Annotated in this window: 12 protein-coding genes; all 12 read right to left on the bottom strand. The window is 59.2% G+C overall.

Annotated features, from left to right (window positions below; all coding sequences use genetic code 11):
- Nucleotides 1–122: 122 nt before the first annotated feature.
- Nucleotides 123–755 (bottom strand): hypothetical protein, encoded by a 633-nt coding sequence (locus ACN9MB_RS17505; RefSeq protein WP_426269713.1) that lies wholly within the window; start codon nucleotides 753–755, stop codon nucleotides 123–125.
- 270 nt (nucleotides 756–1,025) lie between these two features.
- Entirely contained in the window at nucleotides 1,026–1,340 is a 315-nt protein-coding gene (locus ACN9MB_RS17500; RefSeq protein WP_426269712.1) for a HigA family addiction module antitoxin, read from the bottom strand.
- 139 nt (nucleotides 1,341–1,479) lie between these two features.
- Nucleotides 1,480–1,827 (bottom strand): hypothetical protein, encoded by a 348-nt coding sequence (locus ACN9MB_RS17495; RefSeq protein ID WP_426269711.1) that lies wholly within the window; start codon nucleotides 1,825–1,827, stop codon nucleotides 1,480–1,482.
- Between the two features lie 684 nt (nucleotides 1,828–2,511).
- On the bottom strand, nucleotides 2,512–2,931 hold the full coding sequence (locus tag ACN9MB_RS17490; protein ID WP_426269710.1) for a hypothetical protein: 420 nt from the start codon (nucleotides 2,929–2,931) through the stop codon (nucleotides 2,512–2,514).
- The gene (locus ACN9MB_RS17485) at nucleotides 2,928–3,434 is read right to left on the bottom strand and encodes a hypothetical protein (RefSeq protein ID WP_426269709.1); all 507 of its coding nucleotides are present in this window, start codon (nucleotides 3,432–3,434) and stop codon (nucleotides 2,928–2,930) included. Before ACN9MB_RS17485 ends, ACN9MB_RS17490 begins: the two co-directional genes overlap by 4 nt.
- Nucleotides 3,435–3,737: 303 nt before the next feature.
- Complete coding sequence (locus ACN9MB_RS17480) at nucleotides 3,738–4,529, bottom strand: hypothetical protein (protein ID WP_426269708.1); 792 nt, start codon at nucleotides 4,527–4,529, stop codon at nucleotides 3,738–3,740.
- A 130-nt stretch (nucleotides 4,530–4,659) separates the two neighbouring features.
- The gene (locus ACN9MB_RS17475; RefSeq protein ID WP_426269707.1) at nucleotides 4,660–5,304 is read right to left on the bottom strand and encodes a hypothetical protein; all 645 of its coding nucleotides are present in this window, start codon (nucleotides 5,302–5,304) and stop codon (nucleotides 4,660–4,662) included.
- Nucleotides 5,305–5,528: 224 nt separating this feature from the next.
- Nucleotides 5,529–6,332: a hypothetical protein gene (locus ACN9MB_RS17470; protein ID WP_426269706.1), complete on the bottom strand. Its 804-nt coding sequence runs from the start codon at nucleotides 6,330–6,332 to the stop codon at nucleotides 5,529–5,531.
- A gap of 502 nt (nucleotides 6,333–6,834) precedes the next feature.
- Nucleotides 6,835–7,185, bottom strand: a complete 351-nt coding sequence (locus ACN9MB_RS17465) for a hypothetical protein (protein WP_426269705.1) — start codon at nucleotides 7,183–7,185, stop codon at nucleotides 6,835–6,837.
- A 283-nt stretch (nucleotides 7,186–7,468) separates the two neighbouring features.
- Nucleotides 7,469–8,218: a hypothetical protein gene (locus ACN9MB_RS17460; RefSeq protein WP_426269704.1), complete on the bottom strand. Its 750-nt coding sequence runs from the start codon at nucleotides 8,216–8,218 to the stop codon at nucleotides 7,469–7,471.
- A 226-nt stretch (nucleotides 8,219–8,444) separates the two neighbouring features.
- Entirely contained in the window at nucleotides 8,445–8,705 is a 261-nt protein-coding gene (locus tag ACN9MB_RS17455; protein ID WP_426269703.1) for a hypothetical protein, read from the bottom strand.
- Entirely contained in the window at nucleotides 8,702–20,542 is an 11,841-nt protein-coding gene (locus ACN9MB_RS17450) for a filamentous hemagglutinin N-terminal domain-containing protein (RefSeq protein WP_426269702.1), read from the bottom strand. Before ACN9MB_RS17450 ends, ACN9MB_RS17455 begins: the two co-directional genes overlap by 4 nt.
- Nucleotides 20,543–20,590: the final 48 nt, after the last annotated feature.

Below are 20,590 nucleotides of genomic sequence, written 5' to 3'. Positions count from 1 at the left end.
GATCCAGGCTATGACGAGTCGCGGAGGCCTGCTCGACCGTGCGATACAGAGAGTGACTTGATGTGACTTCATGGCGGGAAAAATGATGTTGGAGGAGGGCCGAGAATTAGTAGACAACGGAGTCAGAACACTTTCTCTAAATGAGCGCCATCGCTTCCTTGCATCTCCGCCTGGAAGCGCCTGTAGCTCAGCACCGCAGCCACGTCCAGCATTCCGAGCCAGCGCGGGGCGGTCGGCCACATCGGCTCGGTGTCCAAGCCCAAGGCCAGCAGAATGTCGCGGTGCATACAGCGCACATCTTGCCAGTCGAATGCATCGCTGCTGAGGGACAGTTGGCGCCACCGACTTTTCCGAATGAGCAGCGACACCGTGCCCTTGTATTGGACGAGGCCAAGCTGCGCGATGTCCTCCAACACGATGACCCTTCGGCCCACGAGCCAAGTGCGTATAAACGCTCGGTCATCAATAACAACGCGAACCGTGGCCATATACACCACGCTGGCGATGGCGACCGCGGCACCTAAAACGAAGATGCCAGCCAGCAGCGGATGGTGGTTGCCCAGACCCCGCCACGCCATCCACAGAGCCCAGCCGCTGCAGACCAGGAGCACCAGGGTGTTCAACAGGCGTGTTTGGGGGAGGGGGCTGTAGTGTTTGCTCTCTGTGCCAGAGGCGGCGTGGGAACCGTTGATGTCTCCAGAAGAAAGTGCGCGCCTTCCTTTCATCGCTTCCGCAAATTCCTCAGGTGTTTTCAAGTTCAACTCCTCCTTGGGATGATCTGCACTGCTTGGTGCGAAGATGGGTCAACACCGCGGCACCCGCAATCAGGCCATCGCTCACAGCTTCCTGCAGAGCTTAGATCGCCGTGAGTTGAAAGCAGATGTCGCGTATTCGGGTCAATTGTCGCAGCTAACAGAGCAGCCGCGGCGGAAGTAGTTAATTCGAACAATGGCGGTGGGACTCAACTGCCTCCGTACCGTTTGTCGAGCTATCTCCGTCCCGCTTGTCATGTCGTGCGTTGGCCCTCAATCAACGAGCGGACGATAGGCGCGGATCGCAGGCTTCGCCTTCTCCAGATCGTATCGGGCCTGAAGCGCCAGCCAATAAAAGGCGGTGGTGTCGAAGATGAGGGAAAGGCGCAGCGCGGTCTTGGGGGTGATGGGGTGGGTGTCGGCGATGAAGGCTTTGATGTGATCGGAGGGGATGCCGGAGCGACGGGCCAGTTGGGCGGGGTTGAGGGCGCTGGGGATCAGGTAGGCGTGCAGCAGGATGTCGCCGGGGGCTCGCAGGGGTTGCGAGGGGTCCACTTCCGAATGCGGGGTGAGCTGGATCAGTTCCATGGTGGTTTCTCCCTGTCGGACACGGCCGCACAGCGGATAGGCGCTTACAGCGCTCCGTGTCAGTGAATGCTTGGCAGCTTCGTCGGTCATCGCCCGAGAGCGGCGCATCGCCATGCCGGCCGATGCGCCGTAACGGCGATCATCGGAGGCGTGTGGTGGTCACTGGAGGCTCGTCACCGAGCAGGCGGGCGTACTGCTGAAGGCAGTAGATGGCGGCCGTGCCCAGGCTGGCGGTGACAGCCACGGGAAGCGGCCATGGCAGCGGGCTGCCGGGGAATCCTCGCGCCTGTGCGTGCCGGCACTGCTCGCTGTCGACACGCAGGCGCGTGAGGGCGAGCACCGCCAAGGCGATGTCACCGCGAGTGCTATGACGCAGGGTTTCGGGCCATGCCACAGTCGTGGATGACGGGTCGACAGGCGGAGGAGTGAGGGTGTCGTCAGGGGGAGCGGACGAGCGAATGCGTACCGTATGATCGCGGGTAGCCATGATCAACTCCAGTGAAGTTGTTGATGGTTAGCGGGTCGTGGGTGTTGTAGCACTCACGGCCCGCGCCTCATGACCTAGTGGTCATGGTCATTCGCAAGACCGTGCAATACGACAGCGCGAGTGACCGACCGACCCTAACAAGCAGGGTTGGCAACGTCTGTCAGGGTTGGGCGAGATGGGTGTCCGTGTGACCGCAGGCGAGCGTGAGGGCCCGGGTCTGACAAGATGTCAGCCCCCTTCCGGAGATGGTGGCACCCTCCTCCTGTTTTCCCTTTGACGCGTTTCTTTTCCTCTGGCTTCTTACGACGTGCCTTCGTACTCACGCGGTAAATGGAGCGTATATCGGAAGCGAATGATCAGCGCCTCCTTCCGGGCAGGTAGAACATGAATAGAAGTAGTCCAACTCCGCCCATTAGGCATCCCGCGCGAATACAAATAGGCATGGCGTAGCGAATGTCGAAATTCGCTCCGCGCACCGCGGAGGCAATAAAATGAAACCAATAGCGAGAGAAAAAATCCAACGAATGTATAAATGCACCCAAACAATATGGATAGAGCAAGCCGCCTCATTTGATTTCTCCTTCGCTCTATCGGGTTGTGGCGGCTTAGGGATGGGCAGCGCCACCTCGTTTTCCGTGGGGCAGGATTAGCCTGGCCTGATTGCGCTTTAACTGGTTGGTCTGCTCAGCGTTTGTCGCTATCGCACGGAATAAATGCTTGCCAATCTCGATACGTGATGACCGAGGCGCGAATAACCCCCGTAACGAGCGAGAGCGCAACTATGTTCCACACGCCACTTTGAAATGTAGCAACGGATATGCGCAAAAGACGTGCGAGTCCATCGAAATCCTTCACGGAAGCAACGGACACGGCAAGAATAGAGCCGCCACAAATTACCAGGGCTGCAATCAAGCTGGTCCCCGTTAAGATGCGCAGAAACTTTATCGCAACTTGACCGGGTTTCCGGGTTAAGAAGAAATAGATGGAAAGCTTATCTTTGGGAAGCATTAGCGAAGAAATGGTGTCGTGGACAGATTTTGACTCCCCTGTTGCTGACGTCGGAAATCTTCCTGGCACCTTTTTTTGCATCGGCAGCTCTTTCATTTGCCTGAAAAGTCCACTCCGCTCTCTGTTTCTCTGCATGCCCTAATGCTTGGGTTGGAGTAGCTCATGATCACGTCTACGTAGTCCACTCCCCTTGATACAGTGAGTGACGCATCATCTAGGCAGTAGCTACTGCCGTTGTTGCTGTGTGACCACCCTTGCTGCTGTAGGAGCTCAGCGAGGTCGCTTCCGGCTGTCCTATCCCAGTCGGATCGGAAGAATCGTAGTTCCATGTAAGCCTGTCCAGCCTTTGAGCTTTGAAAAATCATTACATATGGATCGTCTTGCTCCTTGAATCCTCGGGCCACCTTGGACATGTAACCAAAGCGGCGGCCGCCATCGCGCGATGACTCGCGAAGGCCTCGACTCAAGCCGCCGGTGAAAATTCCCAAGCCCCAGGTAAGGACGATGGAGCTCAGTATCAGCGTCACCATGACCCGCTTGAAGCCTTCTCGCGTGAGCAAATAGTCGATCAGCTTTAGTTTGCTGGTTGCATTCTGCAAAACACTTTCCTCATGGGACGACGCGGGCCACTTGTCCGATTCTTGCAGGCGTATTCTGTCCCTTTTGTTTCTACAGATTCCTTCAATGAGAACATGCCGCTTCGCAGGTGTTCGACTTGAAGGCGTCTGAAATGACTTCGAGATCGCCTTTCAGCGCTTCGGGAGTACCAAGCTTCAAATTGACAGCAGGCGGGACGGAGGGGGTTAATTCGCCTTAACGACCTCCGTCCCGTTTGTCGAAATTGCCCCAGGCACCTTTCCCTAAATGGAAAGTCGACTCTGGGGCATCCCGGCTGATCTCGATCAAATTCCGCAGACACCATTGCACGGTCCTTGCTTCCTCAATACTTCAGTGATGTGTGACATTGCCCTGCGGATGTCTGCATCACTCACGGATGGCTGGGCTTCCATCACTCCTACGAGATATCGGCGAAAATCTTCAGGCAACGAGGTGGCCAGGGCGTCAATGTTGGCAGCGAGGGCGCTGACGATAATTTTCCGATTTTCGACACTTATGCTTACGTCACTCGAAAGAGAGATGTTTCCAAGAATCGCGGCGCGAATGCCGTCGCGCATTTGCGCTGCCCCTTGGCGGCGAATAGGCGTCAATTGTTCTGGAGATAAGGACGCCAAAAATTCGTTCATCGGTGCAACTTCGCGGGACATGCATGCTATGGAAAAAGCCATGATGCCGGCCAATTCGTCCTGATAGGTCACAGCGTTTTCTGTCTGAAGCTTTACCAGAGCTGCGGATAGCTTCACTTTGTCATTCGCCAGGGGCTTTAGTTGGTCGAACCCCTCCAAGGTATAGCGCGAGGCGAGCTGCACGGACATGCTGCACACAGCCATGAGCGATATCATGTTCGAAGCTTCATAGGGGCCCGACCCAAGAACGCCTTGGACATCGGTAACAGTTTCAAGCCAGCGCGCTGTGGCCGGATCCGACTTGCGGGGTAACGGGTCACGCAAAAGCAACTCGTTGGCAGCATCCATGTAGGTTCTCGCATTCAGTGCGCCACTGGCGGCCACTGAGCTCGAGGCGATAGCAAGGGCCGTCGCTGTACCAAGCTTCCAATAGCAGATACGAAGTCTCATTTCATGTTCCAAAACCGGGTGGTCGCAATTTGATGGCGGAAGGGACTTTCAATGAGCCTAGATGGACGATCCGAGTGCCGGCCAGGCCGTGCTGGAATTGTCCCTGGCGCCTTATTCCTGCCGTTCCTGATCAATGCGTATCCGCCTGAGGTAGCGCCATGCATTGATTGGTATCTCTCAATGCGAATGTCAGCCATGGTCTCCTGACGTGCATCAGCACGTAGTAGTCGGGTGCCGAATGAACCTCATTTGGCTCCCAGTACTTGTGGCTAATGATCCATAGATCGTCGTTCTTCGCATAAGCGATATCGATGAGGGTATAAGCGCTCGGCTTGCGTAACGCTTCTGGGTATTCGGCCGGCGACAAAGGAGTGGCAATCCTCTTGATAGTCGCTTCCATAGCCCTAAGTGCGGCTTCTGACTTCGGGATTAAATAGCTATGCGAAACCACTGCGGAGCTACTGTCGACAATATCTACCTCGGAAGCGATCACTGGGTAGCCGGCCACTGAGCACATTCCCGTGGGCGCTCCATTGAATTGCATGAATGTAGACGTCTTATAATCGCAGTGCCCGAACAAAGGCTTCCGTTCGGTTTGCCGCTCCGCGCTCATGACGGGCAAAGCCTTCAATTGTTGGAGAATGACATCTGGCGAGCCTGTTAGCTGCAGATCAAGAGGGCACTCTCCCGCCATGGTGAGCTGCCCAGCGAGTGAAAGAAAAAGAAAACTAGCGAGCCTCGGTAAATTACGCATCGTCTTGTCTTTGTTAGTCATGCGGAGCCGGCCGCGTTACCCGAAATAACGGAGAGAACGGTGCGGAGGTGGTTAATTCGACTTAACTACCTCCGTCCCGTTTGTCCGTGAGCCAATTGGGCGTCTACAGCGATAGCCCAATTATGATTTCGAGGCCTTGTTCAGAAATGGCGCGAAGGACATTTTTTTATCGCCCCTGTGCTTGATGTCAGGAATTGTCTCTGGCGACTTTTCCGCAGATCGTGTCAATTAGAGCATGCCGCTTCGCATGTGCCCGACTTGAAGGCGTCTGAAATGACTTCGAGATCGCCTTTCAACGCATCCGGAGTACGGTGGCGCTCGTAAATGATCAGGGGTGAGAAGATTCTTCTCTGGTCCAGGGTCAATATGGAGACGAGTGGGACAGCATCTCTGCTCACCGCGTGCAGCACGACCGTTCGATATTCAAAGGAGAACTGATTCTCGCCAGCGGCGGCTACCGCAGCTCCAAGCAGGCTGGAGGCGAGCTTTCGACTCTGTGCAAGAAATACATGAGTCGCCGAAACATCTTCTGGTGATTGTTCGCGTGCCAGTGCGTCGGACAAGAGTGGGAAGGCCCGGGACAAGCAGCGAGCAGCGAAAGGTCTAATTCGTTGCAGCTCGCTCTGATACACAAGGCTGTTCTTTTGCTCAAGTCGTGCCTGCGCAAGAACAAAGTCAGTCGACGACGCCGAGTGATCAATCTCAAGCCCCTCGCTCGCGTATATGTAGCTTTTATCAATATGTGCTGCGAAGTTGCAGACAGCGATCAATTGAGCGAGGTTCTGAGAGGTGTAGGACGGAGCCTCGATAAATTGCCGGTTATCGGATAAGTGGTCGATCAATTGCCTACCCGTCCTATCTTCTATGGTGGGTGGTGCATTGTGGTTCGCCACCCAGTCGTCGAAACGTCTTGTCATCTCAGCGTATTCATCAATCTGGCTCGCATGCAGTGGCGAATGCCAAGCAAAAGTTAGTGCGATCACTGCACGCAGCAGGACGGAAATACAGGGCGCTTTTCTGATTGTCACTAGAGTCACTATTTTATTTGGCTTCGAGCATCGCTGAGTAGCGCGCATACTTCCGGCGTGGGACCGCGATGGCGTTGGTGTCGGCATCACGCTCGCACGGATTGATCCACCCTAAGTGATACGTCATCGAGGCAGTAGTTGCCGCGATCGCTTTTAGACCAGCTTGCTGCTTTGGGGCGCCAGATGAGGTCGCTTTCGTCCGTCCTGTCCTAGTCCGTAGCAATCGTGTCGGGGGGGGCGGATTTTCACTGTTCCCTTTTGCTGACGTCAGAAATTGTCCCTGGCACCTTTTTCGAAATAGCCGTGCCACAGAAGCGCGACCTCCTTTGAACCAGAGCGCCACTCGAGTTGGCGAAGAATACGGTTTTGTAGCTCTTCTTCAGTGGGTTTACTAGAAAATGTAGGAGTCATTGCTTTGTCCTTCAAGAAATGGTGTCGGGAACAATTTTCACCAAGCCTGTCGTTGATGTCAGAAATCGTTCTTGGTACCTTTCCCTTGTTCTCACCCGTTGCGCTGCCAGAATTCATCCATTAAGAACAAATTATGGAATACTGACTGTGTGTCTATATCGCTAATGAAACGAGTAGAATTTTCGTATGACCAGAAGTATGCCGGTGAGAAATATTCTGGGCCGATACCTAGCTGAACTCCCCCTACCCACATTTCGCGATCATGAGCGAAGCCGTATCGAATGACCTTCGTCTTATCGATTAGAAAGTGAAGATACTCACCTCCCCACTCTTCATTCTTTGATTCGCGGAAGCAGACGGCATCTCGACCAAGATTTTTGTAGAAGTTCAAGATCGATTTTTGCAGATCATTTTTAACATCAAGGAATTCATTGGGTAGCACGATACATTCCTCCCGGGCAGAAATGGTGTCAGGGACAAATTTCCACTGTCCACGTTGCAGCGCCAGGAATTGTCCCAGGCATCACTTTCTCTTCAGAAATTGTCCCTGGCACCTTTTCGCATGGCGTCAGGGCCACTAAAGCCCTTGTCGTAGTGGTACTCGTAGACCTCGGGCAAGATCTTGTATGCGCTCATGCCGCCTTTGCCTTTGTAGTCTCCATAGTTCGCTGCGGACAAGTTGAGAGATGCGAGCAATGATATGGCCAGGCACCAGCTTCTGCGTTTCAAGGGTCTTCTCCTTTTGACGATGGTATTTCGGCGCACTTGGTGGGATCGCGTTGTGCGAAGTCCAACCATTCACGTAGTACATGCATCAACACAAAGCCTTGTGGTCCGTTGGGTCCTACCTCTGGATGGCTAACAATCCACAGTTCATCCTCGTGACCATAGACAGCATCAACCACGCCGGGATTATTAGGTAAGACCCATGCTCTAGGCTCTGCCGTTCGGGTTACTGGTGTGCCGATCTTAGACAGTGCGGATCGAATTGAGGGTAGATTCTCCAGCGAGCCAGAGATCATATAGATGTCCATCAGGACCTGTGATTTGCTATCTAGCACGTTGGTAAAGGCGACGTAAGCGGGTTTGCCGCCAATCGTGCACAGGCCGCCCTGTCCCCCCGACTGATCAATGACGGAGACACGATAGTCGCATTGACCGGTTGTTGGTGGGGCCATGACAGAGCGGCGAGATTGCGCCGAGTTTAATGTCTTTAGGCTTTCAATGAAGGTATCAGGGTTCGTCTTCAGCGATAGCGAAAGCGGGCATTCCGCAACAGCAGCGTGACTACTTTGTGAGAAGCCAAGCATGGCGAAAATAAGCAATAAAGTAGAGCGCATGATTGGCCTGTTCAGATGTCGGGTTCGGTAGTTAGAAAGCGGGCCGTAAAACTCCAGAAATTGTCCCTGGCACCTTTTTCGTTTTTCGCCGTGTAACACCAGAACTCCAGCAATGAGTCTATCTTGCGTAGCCACGGCGCCGTTCCTATCGAGTTAATGAAGCTATTTATTGGCGGCATGCCGCTATGCTTGCGTTGAAATACTTCATGGTTAGGCTGGAAGGGAAGGAGGGGAGCAGGTCTTCGCCGAGTTCGCCTGTCTTCCCGCAAAACAGGGCGGAGGTGGCGAGGTCGTTTAGCTGCTTCCGTCCCTTGGCATTGCCCCAGGCACTTTTTCCACCTTTTGGCAGTAGGGCGGGACATCAAAGTCCACGCAGAAGAAGACTGAATTCAGCAAGTGCCTCTGCGATGTCTTCAAAATCCTGAATTCTCGATTCAAAAATCCATCTAGAAAGGCCTAAGTCCCCTGATTTGGGATTTCTTCCCATCTTTGCATCACGGATGGCTGCTATAAGAGCGGGATATGTTGCCAAGAACTCCACATCAACGCTCTCTCTGCGATGCAGGTTGATGGCGCTCTCCAAGCGACTGGCCTTAATCTTCATTGCTTCGTTAGAAATCATTTGCCACCGCCAATTTGACCGATCTTATTGGTATTTGGATCCGTCCATTCGTTCCGATTTGGTGTGAGTACTTGACGGGCGCCCCCTGATGCAGAATATCTGCCTTGTTGTACTGGGGCCACCTCGCTGCTAAATATCGTTGGTGATGTGCCGGGTTTCGGGGTCATTGAATAAACATCAAACCCTAGTTGCGTGCCGCGAATACCTTGCTCAGCGGGAAGGCCAAAATAGTCTGCGATTTCACTCGCAGACATTCCAGCTATTTGACTATATTCGTCCTTAGTCATAAAGAACGGCGAGTAGCCCGTGATGGAGTCACTTCCGGATGCATTTCTCGGTACGAGCTTGATTAGCTCAGTATCAGGGCCGGCGATTACTTCTACCGGTAGCTGCTTGCCTGACTGAAGCAGTCCAGCTGTGTAATCCATGGCGCGACTTTCAGATAACCCTGCTGCGATATACTGATTGATCATCGCCTGTGCTACCGGGCTCTGCATCACTTCAGGTGTGATCTGCAATCCTTGAGTTAAAAATGGTTCGGTGGTGTATGACAGTTTTGCCGCCTGATTAGCGCTAACCCATGCATTCACGGATTTATTGGCTGCATAAGCTTCATAAGCCGCAGGGCTAAGTTGTGTTAGCCCATACGTTAGCTCTGCTGCTCCCGGCGACAGGCCTGCATACTGTAAAAGTTGTCCCCCTCCCGTGTACGTGTATTGCCCATTGACCATGGCATAGGCGCCAGCGTTGGCGCTATCCCAGCCACCTATCCACAGGTAACCCGCCGTGCCGCAGCCGACGCCAGTGGCGCACGCGACGGGGGTCGATAGTAGAGCGCCTGCGGCTTGCAGGCCTCCAGCCAGCCATTGCACGGTTCCGGCTAGGCGGGTGCCAAGGGCGTTATCTTTCCAGTAGTCGCTAATACCGTTTGCAACCGAGTAGTTGAATTCACCCGGCGCCGCTTGTTTCAACTGGGCTAACGTGTTTTGGTATTCCTCTGGACTCATCCCCTGCACGATCGTGCTGACTTGGTCCTTGGTATAACCGCTCATGACGCCGAGATCGCTGCCGTTCCAGCATTGTGTCTCGTTGCAGGCGACGGCGTCGATTTTAGTTCGATCGCCACCTTCTGAGGCAAGCTTGTCGACTGCCGCTGTTTCGGAGGGATGCATGGCGCGGTTGAAGAGGTAGCCTGAGAGACCACTAAGCGCCCCCTGTCCCGCATCACCGCCACTGAGCCACGACGCCACCGCACCAGAGGCAGCAGCACCGGTGGCTTGTCCTAAAGATCCACCAGGGATGTCCTTCATGTAAGGGTTGGTGCCCTCCGCAAATCCCGCACTTAGTGCACCATTCCAGAAATTACCGCCAGTGAGAACACTACTTGTGCCGCCCGCGGCCATGTGTAGGCCGACCTTCTGCCAGCTACCGTCACCATAGGTTTGCCCCAAGGTGCCAGCTTCATAGAATAAGCCTGCGCTCACGCCGCCGCTTACTGCTCCATTGAGCACGCCTGCCTTCCAATCGTTACCTTGCGCAGCGGCATTCACGCCGCCGCCTACGGCTCCTACGATTACTCCCGTTGCGATAGCGTTACCCATACCCGCGGCGACACCGCTTCCAGCGGCCGCAAAGGCTGTGCCGGAGCCTGCAGTTGCCCCTGCAGCGCTCCCCACCGCGGCACTGGCAGCGCCGGCAGTCATCACAGTGGCGACGACCGTCACTACCGTGGCGCCTGCTTTAGTCAATCCTTCGTGGTGCTGATGCTCGTCGATGTGGTGTTCGTCAACGCTCTGGAAGCTGACGTTGTTCTGGCCCTGCATGTCTGCGATCCATTGCGTGCCTGGCCCTTGCTGGCTAGCCAGCGCAACGGCGTCGTCTTGCGTCTCGCCTTGCTTCCGCCCAACGCCGATGGTGATGCCATCGGCTGCCGCAATGGTTATAGGTCCGGTGATTGAGGTCTGCTGCTCAGTAGTGTCGACACGCAAGCGATGATCCTGTGCTTGGTAAGCCACGTTGTGTTTGCTGGAATCGCGCTTATAGGTATCGCTGTCAGTTGCCGTCACAAAATTGATTGCGCCCCCACTGACCAGCGCTGTGCCGGTGTTGCTGCTGATATGAGCGGCCTGATAGGTCTGGTCGCCTCCACTCATCACTGCAATGGGCCCGGCTGCATCCAAGGTGCTGCCGACGGCAATGATCTGCTGGGCCACCGTTTCTTTCTTCTGCGTGCCTTGCTTGGGATTGGGGACCCATTCAATACCCGAGCGCCGTACCTTTTCGCTGTGATCCGTGTCGTGCGTATTAGAGGCAGAGAGGAAGGCGACTTGGTCGCCGGCCGTGACCGCGATACCACCGCCCCGGCTTTCCACGACGCTGCCAACGCCCAATACGTTGCGACCGGCATCCAGCACGACGCCATTGTTTCCACTGATGGAGGTGCCGAGGGAAGTGGTGTCATCGATGGCATCGTGAACAGTGGTTTCTTTTTTGTTGAAGAAGCCTTTCTTCGTCGTCTGCGTGTCAACCGTTTCGCTGTGCGTATTTTGACTGGCGAGCAGATTGATATCGCGATCAGCATGCAGAATAACGGTGCCGTCATTACTGCTGATATTCCCCGCTATGGCGTTGATATCCCGACCTGCACTCATCGCTACCCCTTGCGCACCGCTAATGGTGACTCCCAGGGTGGTGGTGTCATCAGTCTCGCTATGCGTCGTGGTCTTGGTCTTACCGTGCTTGCTATAGCTATCAGTGGTTTCGGTGTGCGTGTTTTCACCTGCAGCTAAGTTGACATCACGACCGGCGGTTAACCCCACGGCACCATCGGCTTTCGCGTTTACCGCTGTCAGCGTGACATCGCGCCCGGCCTGCATGGTGAGATCACCGCCGGAGGTGAAGGTGCTTCCATGCACGGTGTCGTCGGTGATGACAGTCGACGACCAATTCTTACCCTGCTTGGTGTATTGGGCCGAAGCGGCATGATTGGTCACGGTGTCGCTGATGATGTCTCGTCCAGCCACGACGCCTATGCCCGTGCCTCCGCTCACCGTAGCAGCGGTGAAGTGCGCATCGCGCCCCGCGTCGACGTAAGCGACCTTGCCGGCGCTCACGGTGCTCTGGTCGAACACCGCATCGCGCCCGGCCACGACGATAGCGTTGCCGGCAGTGGTGAGGCTGCCGGTCGTCGCGTGCGTGCCCATCGTCGATGCGGCAGCGTTCTGGAGGTAGTCACGTCCGGCAATGATGGTCGCATCGCCAGCACTGATAACCTTACCTTGGTTGATCACATCGTTAGCGGCAGTGATCTGAAGGCCGCCTGTGCCGGCGGTGATCGTGCCTCCGTGCGCGACCAAGCCGTCGAAGGTCGGTGCATTGACCACATTGCCGCCGGCTTGCATGGTGATGGCGTTAGCACCCAGGGTGCCGGTGTTGATGGTGTCGCCACGCGTGGCAAGAGCCAGCTGTTGACCGCCGGTGAGAGCGCCCTGATTGATCAGCGTGTCCGCGTTGATGGCGGTGCTTTGCGAACCACTGATTGTTCCGTCGTTGCGCACCGTGCCACTAGCGTTGATCGCCACGTTGTTGCCGGTGATCAGCGCGCCATTGCTTTGCAAAGCATCGGCGGTGGCTTTGGATAGATACACCACCGGCACCAGCACGTGCTGGCCATCGACCACTTGATCGACCAGCCACACGATGTCCGAAGACAGCGAAGCAATCTGCGCGCTGGTGAGTGGGGCGCCCAGTTGCAAGCCCAGACGCGAGGCCTCGTCGGCTGCGTCGTTCATCAGGGCGGTGTACTGCGACATGCCGTCGCCACCATTGAGTGTCTTGCGGCCGGTGAGCTGGAGGATTTGATCCATCACCAGGCTCTGTTCGTAGTAACCGTCGCCCAGACGCTTTTGGGTGCTGGTGGGAGCATTGCCCAACGCGCTCAGAAGGTAATCGGAGCTGGTGACGGGACCTTTGGCAAAGCGCGGTGCGGTGGTGACCAGGAAAGGTGCGCTGGGATCGCCGTGTTGCGTATACATGGCGTTGTTGGGCGGCACGTAACCAGGCAAAGGAGCAGCGGCGGAGCCAACCACTTGCGTCGTAGTGCCGGTGGCCGCGCTGCTGCCGTGCACGGCCTGGCCTTGTGTCGGCCCCACGCCAGTGGCGTTGGTTACGCTCTGACCTTGGGCGCTGTTCACACTGGTCACGTCAGTGATGGCCTCCCCTTGTGCATCGCTGATATTGCCCGCGCTCTGGATAGCGTCGCCTTGAGCGCCATTCACCGTGCCTGTGCGCACGGCATCGACGGTGTGCGCTGTGCCGGCATCGTGGCTGCCAGGGCCGGCGATGTCGCCAGCCGTCAGCGCGATGATGCCGCTACCCGCTGTTACCGCGGTATTGGTGATGTCGCGACCACTGATGGACACGTTACGGCCGGTGATGGTGGCGGCGGCGAGGACGGGGCCAGTCTCGGTGATGGTGTCCGTACTGATGTGGGCCGGGAAAACGACCATGGCGTCCTTCCAGGAGCCCGATGTGTAGAGATATTTGGCCGCTACTGGCGAGACGATCATGGCATCGATATCTCGCTGTACCGTGTACTGACCCGCCACGGCGATATTGTCGATGCGCGCGTCAGGCGCGCCGCCATAGGCTTGGCCGCTGATCGTGAGATCGCCTGTCGCCGCGATGGTGGAGGCGAAGTTGGTCAGGTGCGTGCCCAGATCGATGGACAGATCACCGCCCGTCAATAGCTGGCTATCGGCACTCTCGCGCGTAACCCTCGTTCCCGTGAGGTATGTATCGGTTTGCTTATATTCGGCGCCAGGATTGCCATTGGCATCGACCACCAGGTAGCCGCCCCGCTGGCCATAGTCGTCAATGGCGATCTGGTTGTACGTGGCATTGAGGGTGGCGAGGTCGCCATCGCTGACGTGATCAACGCGGGCCCAGCCCGTGCGATAGAGATAAGACAATAGCTCTGCGATCTCGGCCGTGGTTCGATTGTCGTTGGCAAACAGCTGTTGCTCGCGCTGTTGCTCCGCAGGCGAAAGGGCATTGTCATATGCGCGCTCGGAGCTGAGCGCGTACTGCTCGCCCGGGCTGAGCGTGTATTGCTCTGTCTCTACAAAACGGCGTCGGTTGTTGACGACGTCGGCGGCAATGCTGCCGTTGCCTTCGGCCTGGATACGACCGGAGACATTGTCGAGAATCGCTACGCGGGTACCACCGGTACGTCCAGCAATGCTGAGGTTGCCGCCGCTGTAGATGTCGCCATCGAGATTGGCGAGATGCTGGGAGATACGCAAGTCAAGCGCCTGAGAGGCGCCGATAAAGCCCTCGCCGTAGGCAACGGCGGCGTCGGCAGTACCCAGGTCGCGACCATTGGTCAACGTGTTGGCATTGATCTGGACAACGTCGCCGACAATGCCTTGGCTGCTGGTGTTGGTGATATCGGTCGCGCTGAGTGTGAGCGTGTCACCTTCAATGGACGCGTTTCCCTGGTTGTCAATTTTGCCGGCGGTAGTAAGAGTGGCGCTGGCCGTGCCGTTGGCATTACTGGCGCTGAAAGTACCCTGATTAATCAGATTGGCGGCGGTTACATTCAATGTCCCTTGTGTCTGCAAGGTGCCTTGATTGGTCAGCGTGCCATCGACGGTAAGGCTGAGCACGCCATCGCTTTCCAGGCGCTGGCCGGCAAGGTTCGTGTAGTCGCCGGTGATATGGGCGTCCAGCAGCTGGCTGCCGTAGATGCGTCCAATGCCGCTCAAGCCGCTCAGCGTGGCATGCACGTTGGTGCCATCCACTTCGCCGCCGTTGTTGTTGAGCGTGGGCGTGGTGAGCCACACCGTATTGGCCTGGATATGGCCGCCGTTGGCGTTGGTGATCGAGGCGAGATTCAGCGTGGCGGCGTTGCCGGCACCGAATTGACCGCCCGTATTGTCGAGCGTGGCGTTGCCGTTCTGGAAGCTGAGGTTGTTGGTGGCGTAAATGGTGCCGCCAGCGTTGTTGAGCGTGCCGAGGGCATCCAGGTTGAGATCGTGTTGGGCGACGACGGTGCCGTCCGCGCTGTTGTTGAGGCTAGTGGTGCTGACTACGACGTCACCGCCGCGACTGCCGAGCGTACCGCCGCGGTTGTCGAGGGTTCCGGCCGTGGTGACGTGCAAGCTGGCGGCGGCATTGCTGGTGCTGCCAGCGAGGATTTGGCCCGCGACGTTGCTGACTGAACCGGCGTTGACGGTGGCGGCGCCGGTGGCATCGATGCTGCCGGCGCTGTTGTCGAACGTGCCCAGGGCGGTAAGCATCAAGGCGCCATTGGTCTGCAGTTGGCCGCCGTTGCGATTGAGCAGGTTGCCGTTGCTGGCGATCGTCAGGTCATGGCGGGCAAAGACGGTGCCGCCGCTGTTGTCGATGGAGCCGGCGTGGATCGACGCCGTGCCTTCGGCACCAATGAGGCCGCCGGTGGTGTTGCTCAACGCCTGGGCAAGGTTGACGGTGAGTGCGCCGCTGTCTCCTCGCTGGATCAACTGGCCCCCAGTGTTGTTCAGCGACGTGCCGGTGATGCTGACCGCACCGGTGCCATCGAGCACACCGCCGGCATTGGTGAACGAGCCGCCGTTGATGGTGAGCGCATCGCGGGCTTGCACCTGGCCCTGGGTATTGTCGAGCGTCGCGGCGCCGAGCGTCACGCCTTGCCCATACAGGCCCGTGGTCTGCGTGGGGTTGCTGCCGACGGTTTGCCGGTTTAGCAGGGTTTGCGCCTGCACGTTGAGATCGCCGGCGGCGATGATGCTGCCGGCAGTGTTGTCCAGCGTGTTCCCAACGGTGGCGGTGACGGCTTGCTGGGCCTGCATCGTTCCGCTGCGATTGCTGAGGCCGCTGGCGGTGACAGCGAGGGCGCCGTTGGTCTGCACGCTGCCGCTGTCGTTGGTGAGCTGGCCGTCGACCCCGAGGGACAGCGTGGCGTTGCTTGCTGCCTGAAGCGTGCCGCCGGTATTGTCGAAGGCACCGGCGTGCAACGTGGTGGCGCCGGCCGTCGACAGCGTGCCGCCTGTGTTGTCGAGCAGGCCGGTGACGTGCAGATCGGATGCGTCGCTACCGGCGGCAACCAGCGTGCCGCCCTGATTGTGCAGCGCGCCGGCATCAAGTGCGATCGCACCGTTGCCAACGACGGAGCCCGCGGTGTTGTCGAAGGTGCCGCGAGCCGTCAATTTCAACGCATCGCTGCTCAGCGCGACCAGGTGGCCACCGGCAGTGGAGAGATCGCCGGTATCGGCGCTGATGCGCTGCGCCTGCGTGGTGCCGCCGCTGAGGTCGGTGGTGGTGCCGGTCAGCGTGAGCGTGCCATTGCTGACGATGGTGCCGCCATGGCCGTTCAAGGTGACGGCCTGAATGACCGTATTGCCTGTTCCGGCGTGCTGGATGTTGCCCAGGGTGTTGTCGAGCGTGGTGGCGCTGAGCGACAGATCGCCATCGCTGGCAATGACGCCCTGCTGGCTGTTGTCGAGCAAGCCATTGGCGATCACGCTCAGTGCGGCGCCGGTTGCTTGCAGCGTGCCGCCCTGATTGATCAGATCACCGGCCTGTACGGTGGTGCCACCCATGGCGGCCAGCGTGCCGTGCGTGTTGTCGAAGCGTTGAGCGACGTTGACCGTCGTGGCATTGGCGCCAGCAGCGGTGATCGTGCCATTCGCGTTGCTCAACGATTGCGCGGTGAGCTGCAACGCGCCATTGGTGGCGATGGTGCCGGCGCTGTTATCGAAGGCGCCGCGCGCGGTGAGGTGCAGAAGATCGCTGCTCAACGCCACCAGGCTGCCACCGGCCGTGCTGAGATTGCCGGTATCGACGCTGATGCGCTGGGCTTGCGTGGTGCCGCCACTGAGGTCGGTGGTGCTGCCGGTCAGCGTGAGCGTGCCGTTGCTGACGATGGTGCCGCCATGGCCGTTCAAGGTGGCGGCCTGAATGGTCGTATTGCCTGTACCGGCGTGCTGGATGTTGCCCAGGGTGTTATCGAGCGTGGCGGCGGTGAGGGAGAGATCGCCATCGCTGGCAATGACGCCCTGCTGGCTGTTGTCGAGCAAGCCGTTGGCGGTCACGCTCAGTGCTGCGCCCGATGCTTGCAGCGTGCCCCCCTGATTGACCAGGTCACCCGCTTGCACCGTGGTGGCACCCATCGCGGCCAGTGTGCCGCGCGTGTTGTCGAAGCGCTGGGCGATATTGAGCGCGGTGGCATCGCTGCCGACGGCGGTGAGCGTGCCGCCGATGTTGGTCAGCGACTGCGCGGTGAGTTGCAACGCGCCGTTGGTGGCGACGGTACCGGCGGTGTTGTCGAAGGCACCGCTCAAGGCCACGTGCAGCGCATCGCCACTCAGCGCGATCAGCGACCCGCCCGCCGTGCTGAGTGAGCCACCGTCGACGTTGATGTGCTGCGCTTGCGTGGTGCCGCCGCTGAGGTCGATGGCATCACCGGTGAGCGTCAAGGTGCCGTTGCTGACCAGCGTGCCGCCGTGGCCGCTGAGCGTGGCAGCATCGATGCTCAACGTGCCATTACCTGTCTGCTGGAGGGTGCCTTGGGTGTTGTCGAGCGTAGCGGCGCTGAGCGACAGATCGCCGTCGCTGGCGATGAGGCCGTGCTGGCTGTTGTCGAGCAAGCCGTTGGCGGTCACTGTCAGCGCCGCACCGGATACTTGCAGCCTGCCGCCCTGGTTGATCAAGTCACCGGCTTGCACGGTGGTGGCGCCCATGGCGGCCAGCGTGCCATGCGTGTTGTCGAAGCGTTGAGCGACGTTGAGCGTCGTGGTGCCCGCGCCGGCAGCGGTGATGGTGCCGCCCGCATTGATCAGCGACTGCGCCGTCAGTTGCAGTGCGCCGTTGCTGGCGACGGTGCCGGCGGTATTGTCGAAGATGCCGCTGGCGGTCAATTGCAGGGGATCGCTGCTCAGCGCCACCAGGCTGCCGCCGGCTGTGCTGAGGTTGCCCGTATCGACGCTGATGTGCTGCGCCTGCGTGGTGCTGCCGCTGAGGTCGGTAGTGCTGCCGGTCAGCGTGAGCGTGCCGTTGCTGACGATCGTGCCGCCATGGCCGTTCAAGGTGGCGGCGCGAATGGTCGCGTTGCCCTGGGCGGTGTGCTGGATTACGCCTTGCGTGTTGTCGAGCGTGGTGGCGGTGAGGGAGAGATCACCACCGCTGGCGAGAAGGCCTTGTTGGCTGTTGTCGAGCAAGCCGCTGGCGGTCACCGAGAGCGGCGCATTGGCAGCTTGCAGCGTGCCGCCCTGATTGATCAGATCACCCGCTTGTACCGTGGTGGCGCCGTTGGCGGCGAGGATGCCGTGGCTGTTGATGAAGGCATTCGTGACGGTGACCTGCGTGGTACCCGTGCCGGCCGCGCTCAACGTGCCCTGGGTGTTGTTGAGCGCCGCCGCCTGGATGTTCAACGCGCCATTGCTGACCACGGTGCCGTCGGTGTTGTCCCAGGTGCCGCTGGCACGCACGTTCAGCGCATCGGTCGCGGCAGCTTGCAAGCTGCCGCCGGCGGTGCTGAGCGTGCCCGCATCGATCGTCAGCGTGTTGGCGACCGTGCTGCCCTGACTGAGATCGATGGTGTTGCCCGCAAGTGTCAGTGCGCCATTGCTCGCGAGCGTGCCCCCTGCGCCGTTGAGCGTATCGGCATGAACGCTCAGCGTGCCCGTGCCCGACTGTTGCACGGTGCCGTGCGCGTTGCCGAACGTCGCCGCCGAAAGAGCGAGGTCGCCGTTGGTCTGGATGGTGCCGCCGTCGCTGTTGTCGAAGGCGCCCGTCACTTGCAAGGCGTTGGCACCGGCACCGGAGGCGCTGATGATGCCGCCTCGGTTGTCGAGGCTGGTGGCATCGAGCGTCACTTGCGTGGCACTCAGCGTGGCGTTCTGGTGGTTCACCGCACCGGCCGCAAGCGATACCGCGCCGGCAGTGAGGATCTTGCCGCCGGCGCCGTCCAGCACATCCGTGCGAATGCTCAGGCCATTGGCTCCGGCGTGCTCGATGACGCCGCTCTGATTGGTCAGGTTGCCCGCGTTGAGCGCGAAGGACGCGGCGTTGGTGGCCAGGGTGCCGCCGGTGTTGTCGAGCGTACCGGCCACGCTCAGCGTCATGGGCGCGGTATCGGCGAGGGTGAAGGTGCCGCTGCGGTTGGAAAGGCCTTGCGCATCGATCGCCGCCGCCTGAGCGAAGCTCAGCGTGCCGCTGTCGTTGGTGATCTGGTTGGCGTGGATGGTGGACGCACCATCGATGGTCAGCGTGCCGCCGCGGTTGCTCAGGTCGCCGCCGCTCAGGGTGAGCTGGCGCAGTTCCAGTTGACCGCCGTCGTTGGCGAGGCCGGTGCTGCTGGCAAGATCGAAACCGGCGGCGGCATTGATGCGCCCACCGTCGTTGTCGAGCAGGCCGCTGATGTGCAGCACGCCGTCGGCCAGCGGTGCGATGGGCGTGGTGGGCGTGCCGGTTCCACCGGCAGGTGCGCCACCGCTGCTACCTGCAGAGTTGTTACTTCCGCCAGCGCTGCTGCCGTCGTTGCCGCCGCTCGGTGTGCTCGTCGATCCGCCATCGTCCGTCGCAGGCTCGGTGGCACCAATGCGCCCACCGTTGCGGTTGGACAGCGCACCCGCGTTCAGCGTCATGCCCTGCGAGCCGGTCTGCGCGATGGTGCCGCCAGCGTTGCGCAGCGATGCCGCATCCACGGCGATGCGCGCGGCATTGATGTTGCCGTTGCTGTTGTCGATGTCCGCAGGCGTGGCGAGGTCGAGTTCGCGCGACGCACTGATCGTGCCCGCATTCGTCACGCCGCCCGTGGCAGCGATCTGCGTATTGGCTTGCGACTGCAGGTTGCCGGTGTTCTCCAGTCGCCCGTCCTGGGTAACGACGAGGTCGCCCGCCGAGGCGCCGATGGTGCCTGCATTGCGTGCGCCGACGCCGTTCTCGGTACCCAGCAACACGATTTTGTTGGCGTACATGCCGCCCAGCGCGCTGACGTCGAGCGCGAGCGTGGGCTTCTCACCCGAGGCGGCGATGGCCGTGACCTGCGACTGGTCCACGTTGACCTGGTTGGTGCCCGTGGTGACTTGCAACTGCGGCGCCCAGATACCGCCATTCACTTGCACGGCGCGCGCGATAATATCGGCGTAGTCGGCGCGGCTTGCGTCCAGTCCCTTGCCGTTGATTTGAATGGTACCGCCGGTGACGCGATAGCCGTCCAATGCGCCATCGGTGAGCATCGGTGTGCCGGTGGTCAGCGTGAAGCGGTTGGCGTTGATCACGCCGCAGCCATCGCAGCTGATGCCGGCTGGATTGGCGACGATCACCTGCGCACGATCGCCGGCGACTTCGATGTAGCCGTTCAACGCACTGGGGTTCGGCCCGGTGACTTCATTGAGGATGATCTTGGCGGTGCCCGTGGCCAGCCACGGATTGCCGGCGACACTGCCCGCCAGTTGCGTGGTGGTGTTGGTACGCGAGTTGTTGAGCACCGCACCGGTGTCGTCGACATTGAAGTCGCTGTACGTGTTGCGGCTCACGCCCGCCTTGCTCGGCGTGGTGATGTTGATCACCGGCGCCACGTTGGGCGAGCCCATCACGGTGGGGCGCTGGTTGCCCGGCGCGTTCGGATCGGAGGCGATCTGGCCAGCAGTGGCAACGGAGGCCAGGCCGATCCAGCCGAAGGCGATCCATAGACTCAGGCTGACCGGGCGTACCGCTGCCGCAACGATGCCATCGCTTGCCGAGGCGCCGCGCCCTGGTCGACGCACCAGCTCCGACACTGCCTGGAACAGCCCCAGTGCGTGGTTGAAGACGATGCGATAGAGGTGCTTGTTCATTCGAAACTTCCTTGAAAACGAATCAACGGGCAAACAACAAAGAGCAGC

Origin of the sequence: Dyella kyungheensis (assembly GCF_049913195.1) — a bacterium.
GTDB lineage: Bacteria > Pseudomonadota > Gammaproteobacteria > Xanthomonadales > Rhodanobacteraceae > Dyella > Dyella kyungheensis.
The sequence above is the reverse complement of the archived record's forward strand: the minus strand, read 5'-3'. Positions and strand labels throughout refer to the sequence as shown.